Source organism: Herbiconiux daphne, from assembly GCF_024979295.1.
GTDB classification, from domain to species: Bacteria; Actinomycetota; Actinomycetes; order Actinomycetales; family Microbacteriaceae; genus Herbiconiux; species Herbiconiux daphnes.
This window is the reverse complement of the sequence record NZ_JANLCJ010000004.1, coordinates 310,835-327,915: the sequence shown is the minus strand read 5'-3', so window position 1 is coordinate 327,915 and position 17,081 is coordinate 310,835. Positions and strand designations below refer to the sequence as shown.

At 70.0% G+C, this 17,081-nt stretch carries 11 protein-coding genes; 7 read left to right on the top strand and 4 right to left on the bottom strand.

What is annotated here, in order from left to right:
* Positions 1-44: 44 nt before the first annotated feature.
* On the top strand, positions 45-1,019 hold the full coding sequence (gene corA, locus N1032_RS12810) for a magnesium/cobalt transporter CorA (protein WP_259539482.1): 975 nt from the start codon (positions 45-47) through the stop codon (positions 1,017-1,019).
* A 112-nt stretch (positions 1,020-1,131) separates the two neighbouring features.
* Here corA and N1032_RS12805 read toward each other — a convergent pair whose 3' ends face one another.
* Positions 1,132-1,887: a DUF429 domain-containing protein gene (locus N1032_RS12805; RefSeq protein ID WP_259539481.1), complete on the bottom strand. Its 756-nt coding sequence runs from the start codon at positions 1,885-1,887 to the stop codon at positions 1,132-1,134.
* Positions 1,888-1,983: 96 nt separating this feature from the next.
* On the opposite strand from N1032_RS12805, the gene N1032_RS12800 reads away from it, so the two are divergent.
* Positions 1,984-5,322 (top strand): efflux RND transporter permease subunit, encoded by a 3,339-nt coding sequence (locus N1032_RS12800; protein ID WP_259539480.1) that lies wholly within the window; start codon positions 1,984-1,986, stop codon positions 5,320-5,322.
* Between the two features lie 423 nt (positions 5,323-5,745).
* Here N1032_RS12800 and N1032_RS12795 read toward each other — a convergent pair whose 3' ends face one another.
* On the bottom strand, positions 5,746-6,126 hold the full coding sequence (locus N1032_RS12795; protein ID WP_259539479.1) for a DUF1304 domain-containing protein: 381 nt from the start codon (positions 6,124-6,126) through the stop codon (positions 5,746-5,748).
* A 129-nt stretch (positions 6,127-6,255) separates the two neighbouring features.
* Between N1032_RS12795 and N1032_RS12790 the strand changes: the two genes are divergently transcribed.
* From N1032_RS12790 to N1032_RS12770, 5 genes are all read left to right on the top strand, one after another.
* Positions 6,256-7,134: an NAD-dependent epimerase/dehydratase family protein gene (locus N1032_RS12790; RefSeq protein ID WP_259539478.1), complete on the top strand. Its 879-nt coding sequence runs from the start codon at positions 6,256-6,258 to the stop codon at positions 7,132-7,134.
* Position 7,135: 1 nt separating this feature from the next.
* Positions 7,136-8,110, top strand: a complete 975-nt coding sequence (locus tag N1032_RS12785; RefSeq protein WP_259539476.1) for an aldo/keto reductase — start codon at positions 7,136-7,138, stop codon at positions 8,108-8,110.
* A gap of 102 nt (positions 8,111-8,212) precedes the next feature.
* The gene (locus N1032_RS12780) at positions 8,213-8,797 is read left to right on the top strand and encodes a TetR/AcrR family transcriptional regulator (protein ID WP_259539474.1); all 585 of its coding nucleotides are present in this window, start codon (positions 8,213-8,215) and stop codon (positions 8,795-8,797) included.
* An 85-nt stretch (positions 8,798-8,882) separates the two neighbouring features.
* Positions 8,883-12,038 carry an MMPL family transporter gene (locus N1032_RS12775; RefSeq protein WP_259539473.1) on the top strand — a complete coding sequence of 1,052 codons (3,156 nt, stop codon included), beginning with the start codon at positions 8,883-8,885 and terminating at the stop codon, positions 12,036-12,038.
* Positions 12,035-14,044, top strand: a complete 2,010-nt coding sequence (locus N1032_RS12770) for a YhgE/Pip family protein (protein ID WP_259539472.1) — start codon at positions 12,035-12,037, stop codon at positions 14,042-14,044. Before N1032_RS12775 ends, N1032_RS12770 begins: the two co-directional genes overlap by 4 nt.
* Before the next feature lie 19 nt (positions 14,045-14,063).
* On the opposite strand, the gene N1032_RS12765 is transcribed toward N1032_RS12770, so the two are convergent.
* Together N1032_RS12765 and N1032_RS12760 are read right to left on the bottom strand one after the other, a co-directional pair.
* Positions 14,064-15,800 (bottom strand): AMP-binding protein, encoded by a 1,737-nt coding sequence (locus N1032_RS12765; RefSeq protein WP_259539471.1) that lies wholly within the window; start codon positions 15,798-15,800, stop codon positions 14,064-14,066.
* Between the two features lie 196 nt (positions 15,801-15,996).
* Entirely contained in the window at positions 15,997-16,953 is a 957-nt protein-coding gene (locus N1032_RS12760) for a ketopantoate reductase family protein (RefSeq protein WP_259539470.1), read from the bottom strand.
* Positions 16,954-17,081 lie beyond the last annotated feature (128 nt).

Here is a 17,081-nt window from a genome sequence, read left to right as displayed (position 1 = left end):
GCGAAGTACTCTCAGCACAGGAATCGCACGCGAGGAGGCAAGACGTGGTGATCGTCGACAACGCGGTCTATGTGGCGGGGCGTCGCACCGCCGATCCGGAGAACCTCGACGAGACGTTCGAGGTGATGCGTGCCCGTGCCGGCTTCGCCTGGATCGGCCTCTACCGGCCCGGCCCCGACGAGCTCGACGCGGTGTCGAAGGAGTTCGACCTGCCGCCGCTCGCCGTCGAAGACGCCCTGGCAGGCCACCAGCGGGCGAAGATCGAGAAGTACGGGTCGTCGACCTTTCTCGCCCTGCGGCCGGCGCGCTACATCGACGCCGACGAGCGGGTGGAGTTCGGCGAGCTGCACGTCTTTCTCGGGCTCGACTACGTCATCACCGTGCGGCACGCCGAGTCGCCCGATCTCGCCCAGGTGCGCAAGCGGCTCGAGAACGACCCGGCGCTGCTCGCGAAGGGACCGCTCGCGGTGCTCTACGCCGTGCTCGACCAGATCGTCGACGAGTATTCTCCCGTCATCAACGGCCTCGAGAATGACATCGACGAGATCGAGGACCAGTTGTTCAACGGCGACCAGGAGGTGTCGAAGCGCATCTACCAGCTCTCGCGCGAGGTGATGGCGTTCCAGCGCGCGACGCATCCGCTCTCCGACATCCTCGAGACACTGAGGGATGCGCTCGCCGAGCACGACGCCGACACCCAGTTGCGCGACAACCTGCGAGACGTGCACGACCACGTGCTGCGGATCGTGGAGCGGGCCGACTCGTTCCGGCAGCTGCTGCAGAACGCGCTCATGGTGCACACCACCCTCGTCGGACAGGATCAGAACAACGAGATCAAGAAGATCTCGTCGTGGGCGGCCATTCTGTTCACGCCCACCCTCGTGGGCACGATCTACGGCATGAACTTCGAGTACATGCCTGAGCTGCACTGGCTGCTCGGCTACCCGTTCGCCCTCGCCCTCATGCTCGGCCTCGGCTTCGCCCTCTACAAGATCTTCAAGCGGCGCGGCTGGCTGTAGTCGTTGCGCGGCTGCGTGTGAGTCGCGACCTTCGCGAAGGTGACGGCTGGGCCGGCCCGGGTGGGCGGGGTGCAGGGTGCGGCGGGCCGACGGCTACGCGGCGGGCCGACGGCTACGCGGCGGGCGGGGCCGGCAGGTCGGCGAGGGTGCTCGAGGGGAGCGCCATCCAGCCCTCGCGGCGGGCGCGGGCGAGGTAGAACAGGGGCGGGGGTGCGTAGAGGCCGAGGGCGGCGTTGCGCGCGGCGAGGGCTGCGATGACGGCGTCGAAGGCGTCGCCCGAGGTCACCATGAGCTCGGCGAACGGCGCGAGCGACAGCCAGGGCGCGGCTTCGGCGAGACGCTGCAGCAGGGCGGAGCGCGCGTCGGTGTCGGTGCGGTATCCCGCGGTGTCGAACCCCCAGAGTCGCAGCGAGGCGCCCGGGTACACCTCCACCACGAGTCCGCCGCCCGCCCGGTCGACCTCCACGCCGCGGGCCTCGAGCCTCGCGAGCAGGCCGGCGCAGCGCATCGCCGTGAGACCGAGCCGATCGGTCGACACGCTCAGCGGCCACCGACCGGTGATGCGGCGCGCCTCGCGGTCGGTCTGCCGATAGGCGAGGCTGCGGCGCCAGTCCATGCCGCCGTCGACCGCGGGCGACGACTCGTGGCGGGCGTGCGCCGCCACGAAGCGCACGAACTCGTCGGGCCAGCCGAGTGCGCAGTCGATGCCGAGCTTCGCCACCCCGTGCCCGAGCGCCGCATCGACGATGGTGGCGTCATCCGCGCCGGCCGTCAGACCGACGAGCGTCGCGCCCTGATTCGACCAGTCGATGAGGGCGAGGGCGGTGCCCTTGGCCTCGGCGGCGAGATCGACTCCTGCGGTGAGCATCTGCCCACCCTAACCGGGGCGTCTGCGCCCGTCAGGAGCGTTCGGGTGAGGATGCGATAGTTAAGCGACCTAGCCGTTTCAGAGGGAGTCGACAACGTGCATTTTCTCGCCGTTCTGAGCATGAAGAACCGTGCGCTGATCGCCCTCGTCACGATCGTGGTGGCGGTGTTCGGCGGCCTGGCGCTCACCAGCCTGAAGCAGGAGCTGATCCCGTCGATCGAGTTCCCCCAGCTCGCCGTGCTCACGACCTACCCGGGCGCGAGCCCCGAGGTCGTGAACGACGACGTCTCGACGCCGATCGAGAGCGCCATCCAGGGCGTCGAGGGCATCGAGACCACGAGCGCCACCAGCAGCACGAACCTGTCGATCATCTCGGCGACCTTCACCTACGGCACCAACCTCGCCACGGCCGAGCAGAAGATGACGCAGGCGATCAATCGCATCAAGTCGACGCTGCCCGAAGACCTCGACCCGCAGGTGCTGTCGGGCAGCATCAACGACCTGCCCATCATCTCGATCGCCGTGACGGGCGAAGACACCAAGACCCTCGCGCAGCAGCTCGAGACATCCGCGGTTCCCGACCTCGAAGAGGTGGAGGGCGTGCGCGCCGCGGAGGTGCTGGGACAGGTCGGCCAGCGGGTCACCATCACCCCGTCGCCCGAGTCGCTCGCCATCACGGGCGTCACGACGCAGAACATCAGCGACGCGATCTCGACCAACGGCCAGCTGATCCCTGCGGGCACCCTGACGCAAGACGGCCAGAGCTACTCCGTGCAGGCGGGCTCGAAGCTCACCTCGACCGACGACATCGCTGCGCTGCCGCTGCCGGCGCTGAACGGCGACGGCACTCCGGTGACGATCGGGCAGGTGGCATCCGTCGCCCTCGTCGACGACCCGGTGACCTCGATCTCGCGCGTCAACGGCGAAGACGCCCTGACGATCTCGATCACCAAGCTGCCCTCGGCCAACACCGTCGAGGTGTCGAAGGGCGTGCGCGACCTGCTGCCCCAGCTCGAGAGCGCCCTGCCCGGTGCGACCTTCACCGTCGTGTTCGACCAGGCGCCCTTCATTCAGCAGTCGATCGAGTCGCTCGCCACCGAGGGCCTGCTCGGGCTGTTCTTCGCGGTGCTCGTGGTGTTCGTGTTCCTGCTGTCGATCCGGTCGACGATCGTCACGGCCATCTCGATTCCGACGTCGGTGCTCATCACCTTCATCGGACTGCAGACGGCGAACTACACGCTCAACATCATCACGCTGGGCGCGCTCACCATCGCCATCGGCCGCGTGGTCGACGACTCGATCGTGGTGATCGAGAACATCAAGAGACACCTATCGACGCTCGACCCGCGCGGGCTCACGCCGAAGGAGTCGGGCGCCGCGCGCTCGGCCCTTATCGTCGACGCCGTGCGCGAGGTCGCCGGCGCCATCACCGCCTCGACCATCACCACCGTCGCCGTGTTCCTGCCGCTCGCCTTCGTGGGCGACACCACCGGCGAGCTGTTCCGGCCGTTCGCGCTGACGGTGACGATCGCGCTGCTCGCGTCGCTGCTCGTGGCGCTCACCATCGTGCCCGTGCTGGCCTATTGGTTCGTGCGCCCGCCGAAGCCGAAGGGCGCCTCGCGGGGTGCCGCCCCGGCTGCGCCGACGGATGCCGCCGCCCTCGCCTCGACGGATGCCGGTGCGACCTCTGCCGCCCCTGACTCCTCGCACGCTCCCGCGCACGCGGCCGGGCTCGCGCCTGACGACGCGGCAGCCGCTGAGCACGTGCCCGCCCACGCGGCGCCGGGCGGCGCGGCCGCCGTGCCCGCCGCCGCAGTCGCCGTGGCGCCCGCCCCGACGCGGCGCGAGCGCAACCACAACAAGGCGACGATCGACGAAGAGCCGCTCACCGCCCTGCAGCGCCGCTATCTGCCCATCATCACCTGGACGCTCAAGCACTCGGTCGTCACCATCGTCATCGCGATCGTGGTGCTCGTCGGCACCCTGCCGCTGACGCTGCTGATGAAGACCAACTTCCTCGGTTCCAGCGGCCAGAACACCTTCACCGTCACCCAGACCGTGCCGGTCGGGTCGAGCCTCGATGCGCAATCGGCCGCGGCATCCGACGTCGAATCGGCGCTGGAGGGCATCGACGGCATCGCGACCGTGCAGCTCACCATCGGCTCGAGCGGGTCGGCGCTTCGCGACGCGTTCGTGGGCGGCGGCGACAGTGCCATCACCTACAACATCACCACTGACGACGACGTCGACCAAGACGCCCTGCAGGACACCGTGCGCACCGAACTCGAGAAGCTGCCCGACGCGGGCGAGATCTCGGTTTCGGCGTCGGCCGGTTTCGGGGGCAACTCCGACATCGCCGTCGACGTGACCGCAACCAACCAGACCGACCTCGGCACGGCCGCCGCCGCGGTGCTCACCAGCATGCAAGCGCTGGATGCCGTCAAGCAGGCCTCGAGCAACCTCACCGATTCCCGGCCCTACGTGCAGGTCGCGGTCGACCGGGCAAAGGCCGCGCAGGCCGGACTCAACGAGGTGGCGGTCGGCGGGATCGTCTCGCAGGCGATGCAGCCCACCACCGTGGGATCGATCGTCATCGACGACACCAACTACACGATCTACATCGCGGCCGACAACCCGCCCACCACGGTCGACGCGCTGTCGAACCTGCAGATCCCGACTGTCGCGGGGGTCGTGCCACTTTCGTCGCTCGCGACGGTGTCGATCGTCGACGGTCCGGCCGCGATCACCACGGTGAAGGGGGTGCGCACGGCGACCGTGTCGGTCACGCCGAACAGCGAAGACCTCGGCACCGCCAGCGCGGAGGTGCAGCAGGCACTCGCCGACGTCGAGCTGCCGGCGGGAGCGACGGCGACCGTGGGTGGCGTGGTGACCGATCAGTCCGACGCGTTCTCGCAGCTCGGCATCGCGCTGCTGGTCGCCATCCTGATCGTCTACGTCGTCATGGTGGCCACGTTCAAGAGCCTGCTGCAGCCGATCCTGCTGCTGGTCTCGATTCCGTTCGCGGCCACCGGCGCGGTGGCGCTGCAGGTGATCACGGGCATCCCGCTCGGTGTGCCGTCGATCATCGGCGTGCTGATGCTGATCGGCATCGTGGTGACGAACGCCATCGTGCTCGTCGACCTCGTGAACCAATATCGAGGCCGGGGTCTGCCCGTGCGCGAGGCGTTGGTCGAAGGGGCGAGCCGTCGATTGCGGCCCATCCTCATGACGGCGCTCGCCACGATTTTCGCGCTGCTGCCCATGGCCATCGGCCTCACCGGCCACGGCGGCTTCATCTCGCAGCCCCTCGCGATCATCGTCATCGGCGGCCTCGTGTCATCGACGCTCCTCACCTTGATCGTGCTGCCCGTGCTCTACAACCTCGTCGAGGGCACCCGCGAGCGCCGCCGCAACCGCCGCGAGATCGCGGGCTGACCGGCTGGCTGGCTGGCTGCGGTTGCGGCCGTGCTGCGCGCGGCTGCAACCGGGCGCGCCGCCGCCTCTGCGGCGCGCCGCGACACCTGAGCACGCGGTCGCTGCGCGGCCACGCGCTCAGCCTGGGTCGTCGAGCGCGGCCTGCAGCCTGCGCCCCCGTTCCCCACCCCTCCCGAGAAGTCACGTTCAGCTGCTTCGAGCGCGAACTTGCACCAAGTATTGGCTTCTCGCGGGGGTGGGCGTGCTGTTGACTTCTCGCGGGACGGCCGGCGCGGCTCGCGGCACCCTCGTCCAGTCGCGCACCCTGGTCGACCCCGCCCACCCTCTTTGCCCCCTCCCACCCCCTCGAGAAGTCACTTTTGGGTGCTTGGAGGGCGGATTTGGAGCGAGATTTGACTTCTCGCGGGGTGGGTGGGGGTGCCGCTAGCTCAGCACGAAGAAGATCAGGCCCAGCAGGGGCAGCGTGCCCTGGGTCGCGGCGGCGCGCAGGCGGGAGCGGCCGGTCGAGAGCAGCACGAGCGAGGCCGCGAACATGGATGCCGCCGAGAACACCGCGAGGGCGAAGCCGGCGTCACGAGCGCCCGCCCAGTAGAGGATGACGCCGAGGCCCGCGCCGATGGCGAGGAAGAGGTTGTAGAAGCCCTGGTTGTAGGCCAGGGGAGCGGTGGTGTCGGCATCCGCTTGGCTGGCGAGTCCGAAGCGCTTCCAGATGGCGGGGGTGCGCCAGGCGAGGCTCTCCATGTACCAGATGTAGACGTGGAGCAGGGCGGCGAGCCCTACCAGAACGGATGCGACGACGGCCATGCGGTCAGCCTAGCGGCGAGGCAGCAAGAGGCCCGCGGAAGCCCCGCGCGAGCCCAACGCAAGCCCGGCGCGAGCCCCGCGAGGGCTCCCGCGGGATACTGGAACCACACCCCGACCCGAGGAGCACACATGACACGCATCGTCGTCACTGGAGGAAGCGGAAAGCTCGGCCGGGCGGTGGTGACCCACCTGCTCGACCACGGCTACGACGTGGTGAACCTCGATCGGGCGCCCTCGACGCATCCGGATGCCCGGGCGCAGTTCGTGCGCATCGACCTGAGCGACTACGGCCAGGTGCTCGAGGCGTTCACGTCGGTCGACGACCGCTACAGCGAGGTCGACGCCGTGGTGCACCTGGCCGCCATTCCGGCACCGGGCCTGCTGACCAACTCGGCGACCTTCGCCAACAACGTGCCGAGCACCTACAACGTGTTCGCCGCGGCGCAGGCCGCCGGCATCGACAACGTGGTCTGGGCGTCGAGCGAGACCGTTCTGGGGCTGCCGTTCGGGGAGACCCCGCCGCCGACCTTCCCGGTCGACGAGGGTTACCCGGTGCGCCCGCAGTCGACCTACTCCCTCGGCAAGGCGGTGGAGGAGGAGATGGCGCGGCACTTCACCCGCTGGAACCCCGACCTCAAGCTCATCGGGCTGCGCTTCTCGAACGTCATGGACGAGGCCGACTACGCGGCGTTCCCCGCGTTCGAGAGCGACCCGCCGAGCCGCGCGTGGAACGCCTGGGGCTACATCGACGCCCGCGACGGCGCACAGGCGGTGCGGCTGGCGCTCGAGAGCACCATCACCGGCTTCGAGGCGTTCATCATCGCCGCCGCCGACACCGTGATGTCGACGCCCTCGGCCGAGCTCGCCGCCCGCTACTTCGCCTCGGTGCCGTTCACGCGCCCGGTGGAGGGCGTCGAGACGCTGCTCGGCATCGACAAGGCGCGGCGCATGCTCTGGTATGCCCCGCAGCACAGCTGGCGCGACCACGTCGCCACCCCGGAGGCGTGACGTGAAGTACACCAAGCTCGGCAACACCGGCCTCGACATCTCGGCAATCGCCCTCGGCTGCATGACCTACGGCGACCCGAACCGCGGCAACCACGCCTGGACCCTGCCCGAAGAGCAGAGCCGCCCCCTCATCCGCCAGGCCGTCGACGCCGGCATCACCTTCTTCGACACGGCGAACGTCTACTCCGACGGGTCGAGCGAAGAGATCGTGGGCCGCGCACTGGCCGACTTCGCCGATCGCGACGAGATCGTCATCGCCACGAAGGTGCACGGCGTGATGCGCCGGTCGCCCAACGGCGGCGGCCTCTCGCGCAAGGCCATCTTCACCGAGATCGACGCGAGCCTGCGCCGCCTGGGCACCGACTACGTCGACCTCTACCAGATTCACCGCTGGGATGCCGCGACGCCGATCGAAGAGACCCTCGAGGCGCTGCACGACGTGGTCAAGGCCGGCAAGGCGCGCTATCTCGGCGCGTCGTCGATGTGGGCCTGGCAGTTCAGCAAGGCCCTGCACCTGCAGCAGACCAACGGATGGTCGCGGTTCGTGTCGATGCAGGATCACTTCAACCTGCTCAACCGCGAAGAGGAGCGTGAGATGTATCCGCTCTGCGCCGACGAGAAGATCGGCGCGATTCCGTGGAGCCCGCTCGCGCGCGGCAAGCTCACGCGCGACTGGCACGACACCACCGCCCGGTCGCAGACCGACGAGTTCGGCAAGACCCTCTACTCGGCCGACCTGGGCGACCGCGAGATCGTCGAGACCGTGGCGGCGATCGCGGCCGAGCGCGGAGTGAGCCGCGCGCAGGTGGCGCTGGCCTGGGTGTCGCGGCATCCGGTGGTCTCGGCGCCGATCGTGGGCGCCTCGAAGCCCGAGCACCTCGACGACGCCGTCGCGTCGCTCGAGCTGTCGCTCACCGACGACGAGCTCGCGCGCCTCGACGCGCCCTACCGCGCGCATCCGGTGGCCGGCTTCTGACCCGCGACCGGCGGATGCCGCCAACTGCCTGAACCTGACAGAAATCTCCTAATCTGACCGATCGTGCAGGCGCTGACCGATCGGTCAGATTAGGGTCGGAACGTGTCTTCGATTCAGCCGATTCCGCGCATCCAGAACGATGTGAACGCTGAGTTGCGCCTGATCGCCCTGCAGATGTTCGCCGAGAACGGCTACGCCGGCACGAGCCTGCAGCAGATCGCCGACGCGGCCGGCTACTCGAAGTCGAGCGTGCTCTACCACTTCCGGTCGAAGGAGGCCCTGCTCGAGGAGTCGCTCGCGCCCGCGCTGAGCGAGCTCGGCGAGTTCCTCGACTCGGTCGTCGCCCGCGCGTCGAGCGACGAACTGCGTGCGGCGTTCGTGGAGGAGTTCGTCGACCTGCTGCTCGAGCACCGTCTCGCGGCACACATCATCATCAACCAGGGTCAGACGCTCGCCGACATCCCGGCCATCGACGCGGCCCGCGGCTACATCGACCGCATCGGCGAGTCGTTCATGTCGGAGCTGCCGACCACCAAGCAGCGCATCCGTCTCGGTGTCGCCCTCGCGGGCGCCGCCTACGTCCTCGTGGCCGCGCGCCCGAGCACCGCTGAGATCGAATCCGTCGACGAGATCAGGGAGGCTCTCATCGACGTCGTGTCCGAACTCATCACCGGCCTTTCCGCCTGACCGCGGATCGACGAAACCGGCGACCGAACACCACCCCAGGCACCACCCCCGAACACAACACCCGAGATCACCGAGGAGCCCTCCCGTGGCGACACTGCTCTACCGAATCGGACGATTCGCCTTTCGCAAAGCCTGGTATGTCGTCGCGGCCTGGGTGCTGATCCTCGGCGCACTGCTCGGTGGGGGCATGCTGCTCGGCGGCCAGACCCAGGAGAGCTTCACCATCCCGGGCACCGAGTCGCAGCAGACCATCGACAAGCTCGAGAACCTGTTCCCCTCGGCGGCCGGTGCGGCGGCCACGGTGGTGGTGGTCGCACCCGACGGCCAGAGCGTCAACGACGACACCGTCAAGCAGCAGATCAGCGACGTGGCCGACGACCTCGCCGACCTCGACCAGGTCTCCGCGGTCATCTCGCCCTACTCCGAATATGCCACGAACGCGATCTCCGAAGACGGCACGACCGCCCTCGTGAAGGTGCAGTTCGACGGGCCGGCGACGGATGTCACCGACGCCACCCTCGAGCAGGTGACCACCGCGGGCGACACCCTCGACGCCGACGGCATGACCGTCTCGTACGGCGGCGAGGTGTTCTCGAACCAGACCTTCGGCATCACCATCACCGAGGGCCTCGGCGTGCTTTTCGCCGGAGTGGTGCTGTTCATCACGTTCGGCTCGCTGCTCGCGGCGGGCCTGCCGCTGCTGTCGGCGCTGATCGGCGTGGGCGTGTCGTTCGCGGGCATCTCGGTGGTGGCCGCGTTCACGAGCGTGTCGAGCACCGCCCCGATGCTCGCCGTGATGATCGGTCTCGCGGTCGGCATCGACTACGCGCTGTTCATTCTGTCGAGGCATCGATCCCAGCTCGCGCGGGGGATGGGTCCCGAGGAGTCGGCGGCCCAGTCCGTGGCCACCGCCGGCGCCGCGGTCGTGTTCGCCGGTCTCACGGTGATCATCGCGCTGCTCGGCCTGCTGGTGGTCGGCATCCCGTTCCTCTCGGTGATGGGCGTCGCCGCGGCCTTCGCCGTGTTCGCCGCCGTGAGCATCGCCATCACGCTGCTGCCCGCCATCATGGGCATCGCCAAGGGCAGGCTCGCCGCCAAGCCCGGGTCGCGGGCCGCGCGCCGCGCGATCGCCGAGGCGTCGCACGACGACGAGGAGACGACCGCGGCTGCCCAGGGCACGCCGGCCACCGCGGCGGCGCAGGGCGCGCCGGCCACGCCCGCGAAACCCGCGAAACCGGCCAAGCCCTCCCTCGGCGGCCGCTGGGTGCGGCTCGTCATGAAGGCGCCGATCGTGTTCATCGTCGCGGTGATCGGGCTGCTCGGCGTCGTGTCGATCCCGGCGTTCAGCCTCGACCTCAACCTGCCGACCGCGGCGTCGCAGCCCGAGGGCAGCTCGTCGCGCACGGCCTACGACACCATCGCCGACAAGTTCGGCGCCGGCTACAACGGCACGATCGTGGTGGTGGCCGACATCACGCAGACCACCGACATCCAGAACGTGCTCGAGGGCATCCGCACCGACCTCGAGGCGGTCGACGGCGTCGCGACGGTGGGCCCCGGCATTCCCGACGAGACGCTCGACACCGCGATCTTCCAGGTGGTGCCCACCACCGCGCCCGACGACCCCGCCACGAAAGCATTGGTCGAGCGGCTGCGCGACATGAAGGGCGAGGTCGACGACCAATACGGCACCCCGTTCACGGTGAGCGGCCAGACCGCGGTCGCCATCGACGTGTCGAACCAGCTCTCGAACGCACTCATCCCGTTCGGCATCCTGGTGATCGGCCTCTCGATCCTGCTGCTCGCCATGGTGTTCCGCTCCATCGCGGTGCCCGTCAAGGCGGCCCTCGGGTTCGCCCTCTCGGTCGGCGCCTCGTTCGGCGTGACGGTGGCGGTGTTCCAGTGGGGCTGGCTGGCCGACCTGCTGAGCGTGCACTCGCAGGGGCCCATCATCAGCTTCCTGCCGATCCTGCTGATGGCCATCCTGTTCGGCCTCGCGATGGACTACGAGGTGTTCCTGGTGTCGGGCATGCGCGAGGAGTACGTGAAGACGAAGGATGCCCGGCGCGCCGTGCGCGTCGGCTTCCAGCACGGCGCCCGGGTCGTCACGGCGGCCGCGCTCATCATGTTCTTCGTGTTCTTCGCCTTCGTGCCCGAGGGCGAGGGCGCCATCAAGGCCATCGCCCTGGCGCTCGCGGTGGGCGTGTTCGTCGACGCCTTCCTGGTGCGCATGACACTCGTGCCGGCCATCATGACCCTGCTCGGCGACCGGGCCTGGTACCTGCCGAAGTGGCTCGGGCGCATCCTGCCGAACGTCGACGTCGAGGGCGAGGGTCTGCGCGACCACATCGACGAGACCGAGTGGGCCGCGCAGCACACCGCCGACGCCATCACCGCCGAGGAACTCGCCGTCGAGGGTGCGGGCGCGCCGGTCTCGTTCGCCGTGCCGGCCGGATCGGTCGCCGTGATCACCGGCCCGACCGCCGCTCGCCGGCTCGTCGGCGCCGCGATCGCCGGGCGCATCACGCCCGAGAGCGGGCACCTGCAGGTGCTCGGCCACAGCCTGCCCTCCGAGGCGAGCGCCGTGGCGAAGCGGGTGAGCCTGGTCGACCTCGAATCGCGGCGACCGGATGCGACCACCGCGGTCGGCGACGCCATCAACGAGCGCTTGCGGCTCGGCCGCCCGTGGTTCCGGCGCGTTCCCCGCGACGGCGCCGACCACCTGGTGCAGCGCATCAACGCCGGGTTGTCGTCGGTCGAGGGCGAGCAGCCGATCGACGTGCACCGCACGATGGACGAATTGTCACCGGTGGCGAGCGCCCTGCTCGCGGTGTCGCTCGGTGTGGCCGACGGAGCGTCGGTGCTGGTGGTCGACGCCGGTGACGGCGAGTTCGCGCAGCCCGCGAGCCCGTCGTTCGCGGGCGCCGTGGTGACCGTGGCCGGCCCCGACATCACCCTCGTGCTCGGCGTGCTGTCGGAGCCCGCCACGCACGCGGCAACCGTGGGCGGCCGGGCGCTGACCCGCATCGAGCTGAGCGACGCGGGCGACCCGAACGACCCGACCGGTTCGAACGGCCCGGGCACAGCGGCGCCGAGCGGCCTGGCGGCATCCGTCGGCGCGTCGAGCGGGCGCGCTCCGGGCGGCCTCGCCGCGTCGGGGGCTCGCTCCGCGGCATCCGATTCCCCCTCCGGCGGCCGCAGCGCCGCCCCCGATTCCTCCTCGAAGAAGGGCCTCCGATGAGCGCCTCCACCACAACGCCGACCCCCCGCACGCGCCGGCGCACCACCATCGCGATCGTGGTGCTCGCCGTGCTGGGCGTGATCTTCACCCCGCTCGCCGTGAACGGCCTGTTCGCCGGTGCCCTCTCGAACGCCGACACCAACCTGTCGACCATTCCGGCCGCCATCGTCAACAACGACAAGATGACCACCACCACCAACGCCGACGGCACCGAGACCACGAACTTCGCCGGCCGCGGGCTCGTCACCGAGCTCACCGGCGACGGCGAGACCGGCTTCGACTGGCAGGCCACGAACTCCGACGACGCCCAGAAGGGGCTCGAGAACGGCACCTACTACGCGGTGCTCACCATTCCCGAAGACTTCTCGGCCACCCTCAACACCGTCGCCACCGCCGACCCGAAGCAGGGTCTCATCGACATCACCACCGACGACGCACACGGCTACCTCTCGGGCATCGTGGCGTCGACGGTCGCCTCGGCGGTGCAGTCGGGCTTCGGCCAGCAGATCACCGCCACCGTCGTCAACGGGCTCTACACCGGCCTCGGCGGCGTCGGCACGAGCCTCTCGGATGCCGCGGGCGGAGCGACCCAGCTCGCCTCCGGTGCCGACCAGCTCGCCACCGGCGCCGGCCAACTGGCCGACGGGCTCAACCAGCTCGGTTCGGGCGCCGCGACGGCCGCGTCGGGCGCGACGCAGCTGAGCACCGGCGTGACCGCCTACACGGGCGGGGTGTCGCAGCTCGCGACCGGGCTCGACCAGCTCGCGGCACAGACGGCGCCGATCGCCCAGCTTCCGGCGGGCATCACCGGCTACGTCGGCCAGGTCGACGTGGCGAAGCAGAATCTCGACAACGCGCTCGCCGAGATCCAGACCAACCCCACCGTCTCGGTCGAGGCGCAGACGGCCCTCGCGACCGCGCAGGGCTACCTCGCGGGTCTCAGCACCACCGGCCCGGGCGGCTCGCAGCTGATCAGCAGCACCGCCGGGCTCGGCAGTCTTCCCGGCGGCATCGCCCAGCTCGCCTCGGGTGCCGACCAGCTCGCCGCCGGCGGCCCCGAGCTCGCGAGCGGGGCATCCGGTCTCGCCGATGGCGTCAGCCAGCTCGCCACCGGCGTTCAGCAGACCGTGCCCGGCGCCCAGCAGCTCGGCACCGGCGCGACCCAGCTCGGTGACGGCGCCCGCACCCTGGCCTCGGGGCTGCAGTCGGGCGCCGACCAGATCACGGCCAACGCGTCGAGCGACGCCGACGGAACCTCGAACGCGGCCGATGTGATCGCGCAGCCCGTGAAGGTCGACGTGAACACGGTCAACCAGGTCTCGAACATCTCGCAGGTCGTGTCGACCATCCTCGTGCCGACCGCGCTGTGGATCGGCGCGCTCGCCGTGTTCCTGTTCCTGCGGCCGTTCTCGCGGGCCGTGCTCGCCAGCTCGGCGTCGACCGCCCGGCTCACCACGCGCACCTTCGCGCGAGCGGGCGGCATCGCTGCGGCGCAGGTCGTGCTGCTCGTCGGCTTCCTGCACATCGGTCTGGGCGTGGCGTGGAGTTCACTGCCGGCGACCCTCGGCTTCTCGCTGCTGGTGGCGCTCGCCTTCACCGCGTTCCACCAGCTGCTGTCGACGGCCTTCGGCCGCGTCGGAGCGGTCGTCTCGCTCGTGCTGCTCGCCCTGCAGCTGGCGGCGACCGGCGGGCTCTACCCGGTCGAGATCCTGTCGGGGCCGTTCCAGGTGATCAGCGCGATCAGTCCGATGAGCTACGCGGTCTCGGGCATCCAGACGATCCTCACGGGTGGTGACGCGGGCACCGTGGTGACCGCGGCCCTCGTGATGGCGGCGCTGCTGCTCGCCAGCATCCTGCTCTCGGGCGTCGCGCTCGCCCGTCGCCGTCGGCCGGTCGAGATCGGCTGGCTGGTGCCCGCTCGCGGCGCCTCGCCCCGGCCGGTGCGGCACCGGCCCGCGTCGCCCTCCTCGAAGCCCACCACCCCGACGCGTCCCAAGCTCGCCTAGGGCGCGGATTCCTGTCGGCTCAGTCGCTCTCGGGGCTGCGGAAGCCTGTGCTGGAGGTCACGGCGAGGTCTCCTGATTCGAGCGCGATGCGGGTGGGGCCGCGGCGCACCTTTCCCCCGGCGGTTCTCGGCAGGTGATTCACGGGCAGTGTCGCGATCGCGAGAGATGGCAGCGAGAACGTGCTCATCAGGCTGTCCTTCACCCGCTGCACGAGCGACTCCAGGCTCTCTCCGGAGGTCGCGACCGTCTCGTCGTCGACCTCGAAGACGAGGCCCACGGCGGAGGGGTGACCGGTCAGCTCGAAGGCCGACCCGATGCCGACGGCGGGCGAGACGGCTCGGGCTGCGGCCTCGATGTCTTGCGGGTAGAGGTTGCGGCCCCGGATGATGATCATCTCCTTGAGCCGGCCGGTGACGTAGAGCTGTCCGTCCACGAGCGCCGCGAGGTCACCCGTGCGCAGGTACGGCAGGTCATCGCCCGGCAGGGAGAGGCCGAAGGTCTCCGCGGTGGCTTCCGGGCGGTGGAAGTAGCCCGGCGACACCATGTACGACGACACCCAGATCTCGCCGACGCGGCCATCCGGCAGCACCTCGAGGGTCTCGGGGTCGACGATCTTCATGGTGACGTCGTCTGCGACGCGGCCGCACGAGACCCACTCGACGGTGTCGTCTCCCTCCCCGTCAGCCGGCACGAGTTCGCCGGATTCGAGCGCCTTCAGGTCGAACCGCCGGATGATCAGGGGCTCGCCCGCGAACTTGGCCGAGACGAGGCCCGACTCGGTCTGACCCATCGAGGGCGCGATGACGTCGGGCGCGAGACCGGCCGGCGCGAACTTCTCGATGAAGGCCCGCATCGTGCCCGGCAGGATCGGCTCGCTGCCGCAGATGAGTGCTCGCAGGCTCGACAGGTCGAGATCGGCCACCTGCTCGTCGGTCACGAGCTGGGTGCACAGCGCGAAGGCGAAGTTCCCCGCTGCGCTCACCGTGCCCTGATGTTTGCTGATCAACTGGAGCCAGAGGATCGGCCTGCGCTGAAACTGCTCGGTCGGCGTGATGACGGTGTCGACGCCGATCGTCGCCGGGATGAGGAGGCTGATCGACAGTCCCGTGATGTGGTGCAGTGGCGCCCACCCCACCATCGTCGAGTCGCCGTCGACGTCGCCGTAGAAGGGCCGGTTGCCGAAGCAGGTCGACGTGATGCTTCCGTGAGCGGCGATCACGCCTTTCGGGTCACCCGTCGAGCCCGAGGTGAAGAGCAGGTAGGCGAGTGAGTCGCCGTCGATGTCGGGTCGCACCCACGCATCCGCATCGCCATCGGCCAAGAGGTCTTCGACGAACACCGTCGAACCTTCGAATCCGGGCAGCGACCCGCCAAGCTTGGCGAGTGCCTGCCGGTCGGTCACGAACAGGCCGGCTTCGGCGGCTCGCCCGATCCCGGCGGCTTTCTCGGCGATGCTGTCGGCCGACCCGTACCCCGCGATGGGCGCCGGAACGAAGCCGAGGCCGGCATACATCACGCCGTACACGGCCGGGGCCCACCCCAGGCCGGGCGAGACGGCGATGAGTGCCGTCTCGCCGACCTCGTGCCCCGCGGCGATCAGGCTGACGGCGATCGAGCGCGCGTTCCGGTCGATGTCGGCGTAGCCGATGAACTCCGACGACGTGGGAGTGCCGTAGTAACGAACGCCTCGATCATTGCCGTGACGGCTGACGGTCGAGCGGAGTGCGTCGACGAGGGTCTGAGGGGGGACTGACATGACGCACCTTTGCGGAGAAGGGGGTGCAGACGGCGCTGGGAACTCGTGACTGCGCTGTCCGACCCTCGGGAGGGCATTCGAGCGTCGGGGGAAGCCCCCGCCGCCTCCAGTGTAGCCAGCGGCCGGTGGGATCGAATCGGCGAGGTGCCGTCAGCATCGGGTGCGAGCGAGCGGGCGCCTGGGCGCGAGCGGGCGCCTAGGCGCGGCCGTCGACATAGACGCGTAGGCGGGCGTAGGCCGCCGACAGCAACGGCACCGAGACGCCGAGAGACGCCGCCCTCGCCACGAGATCGCCGACGATGGCGTCGGCCTCGACGGGCCGGCCGGCCTGCAGGTCGCGGTACATCGAGGTCGTGAAGCCCGAACCGGGCTCGGTCACCTGGCGTTCGACCGCCTCGATCGATCGAGGAGGCAGCGCGAACCCGGATGCCGCCGCCACCGCCGCGCACTCCGCCACGATCGCCCGTGCCGTCTCGGGCCCGGTCGGCGTCGCCGTGATCTGGCCGACCGTGCCGTTCAGCAACGTGGTGACCGCCCCGCCCGACGAGAGGAACACCCATTTCGACCACAGATCGGCCTCGATCTGCTGCGACGCGCGCGCCTTGAACCCGCCGTCGGCGGGGGCAGGCAGCTGGAACTGCTCGTCGAGGGCCCGGATGCGTGGCGACAGCGATCCGTCGAGCTCGCCGTAGGTGATGGTCGCGCCCGGCGCGAGCAGCCGCACCGTGCCGTCGGGGTCGAGTTGCGCGGCCACCACGCACAGGCCGCCGAGCACCCGGTGCTCGCCGAATCGCGCGACCAGCGTGTCGATGTGACGCAGTCCGTTGAGCAGCGGCAGCACCATCGTGTCGGGCCCCACGAACGGCTCGATGTCGTCGAGGGCGGCGTCGAGCGCATAGGCCTTCACTGCCACGACGATCACATCGAAGGGGCCGCCGACCGGGGTGGACCCGTCGGCCACCACGGCGTGCACGTCGTGCAACACCTCGGTGGCGGCATCCGGGGCCGGGCCCAGGGCGACCCGCAGACCGTCGCGGCGGAGCGCTTCCGCTCGCCCGCGGTGCACCAGGAACGACACGTCGCGCCCGGCCGCGGCCAGTCGCGATCCGAAATAGCCGCCGACGGCTCCGGCTCCGACGAAGAGTATGCGCATGAGGTCCTTTCGGGTCGACTCTCACGCTACGCGTAAGATCGAGGGTGCACCCCGCGAGAACACCGAAGACGGACCGCCCTTGGCGGTGACCGACGGCGGCCCGGGAATCGAGACCAGCAGATGAACCG

Bases quoted from the DNA above. Each gene is read 5' to 3' on its own strand.
- N1032_RS12805 (WP_259539481.1), bottom strand. From the start codon at position 1,887: ATGCTCACCGCAGGAGTCGATCTCGCCGCCGAGGCCAAGGGCACCGCC.
- N1032_RS12795 (WP_259539479.1), bottom strand. From the start codon at position 6,126: ATGGCCGTCGTCGCATCCGTTCTGGTAGGGCTCGCCGCCCTGCTCCAC.
- N1032_RS12790 (WP_259539478.1), top strand. From the start codon at position 6,256: ATGACACGCATCGTCGTCACTGGAGGAAGCGGAAAGCTCGGCCGGGCG.
- N1032_RS12770 (WP_259539472.1), top strand. From the start codon at position 12,035: ATGAGCGCCTCCACCACAACGCCGACCCCCCGCACGCGCCGGCGCACC.
- N1032_RS12765 (WP_259539471.1), bottom strand. From the start codon at position 15,800: ATGTCAGTCCCCCCTCAGACCCTCGTCGACGCACTCCGCTCGACCGTC.
- N1032_RS12760 (WP_259539470.1), bottom strand. From the start codon at position 16,953: ATGCGCATACTCTTCGTCGGAGCCGGAGCCGTCGGCGGCTATTTCGGA.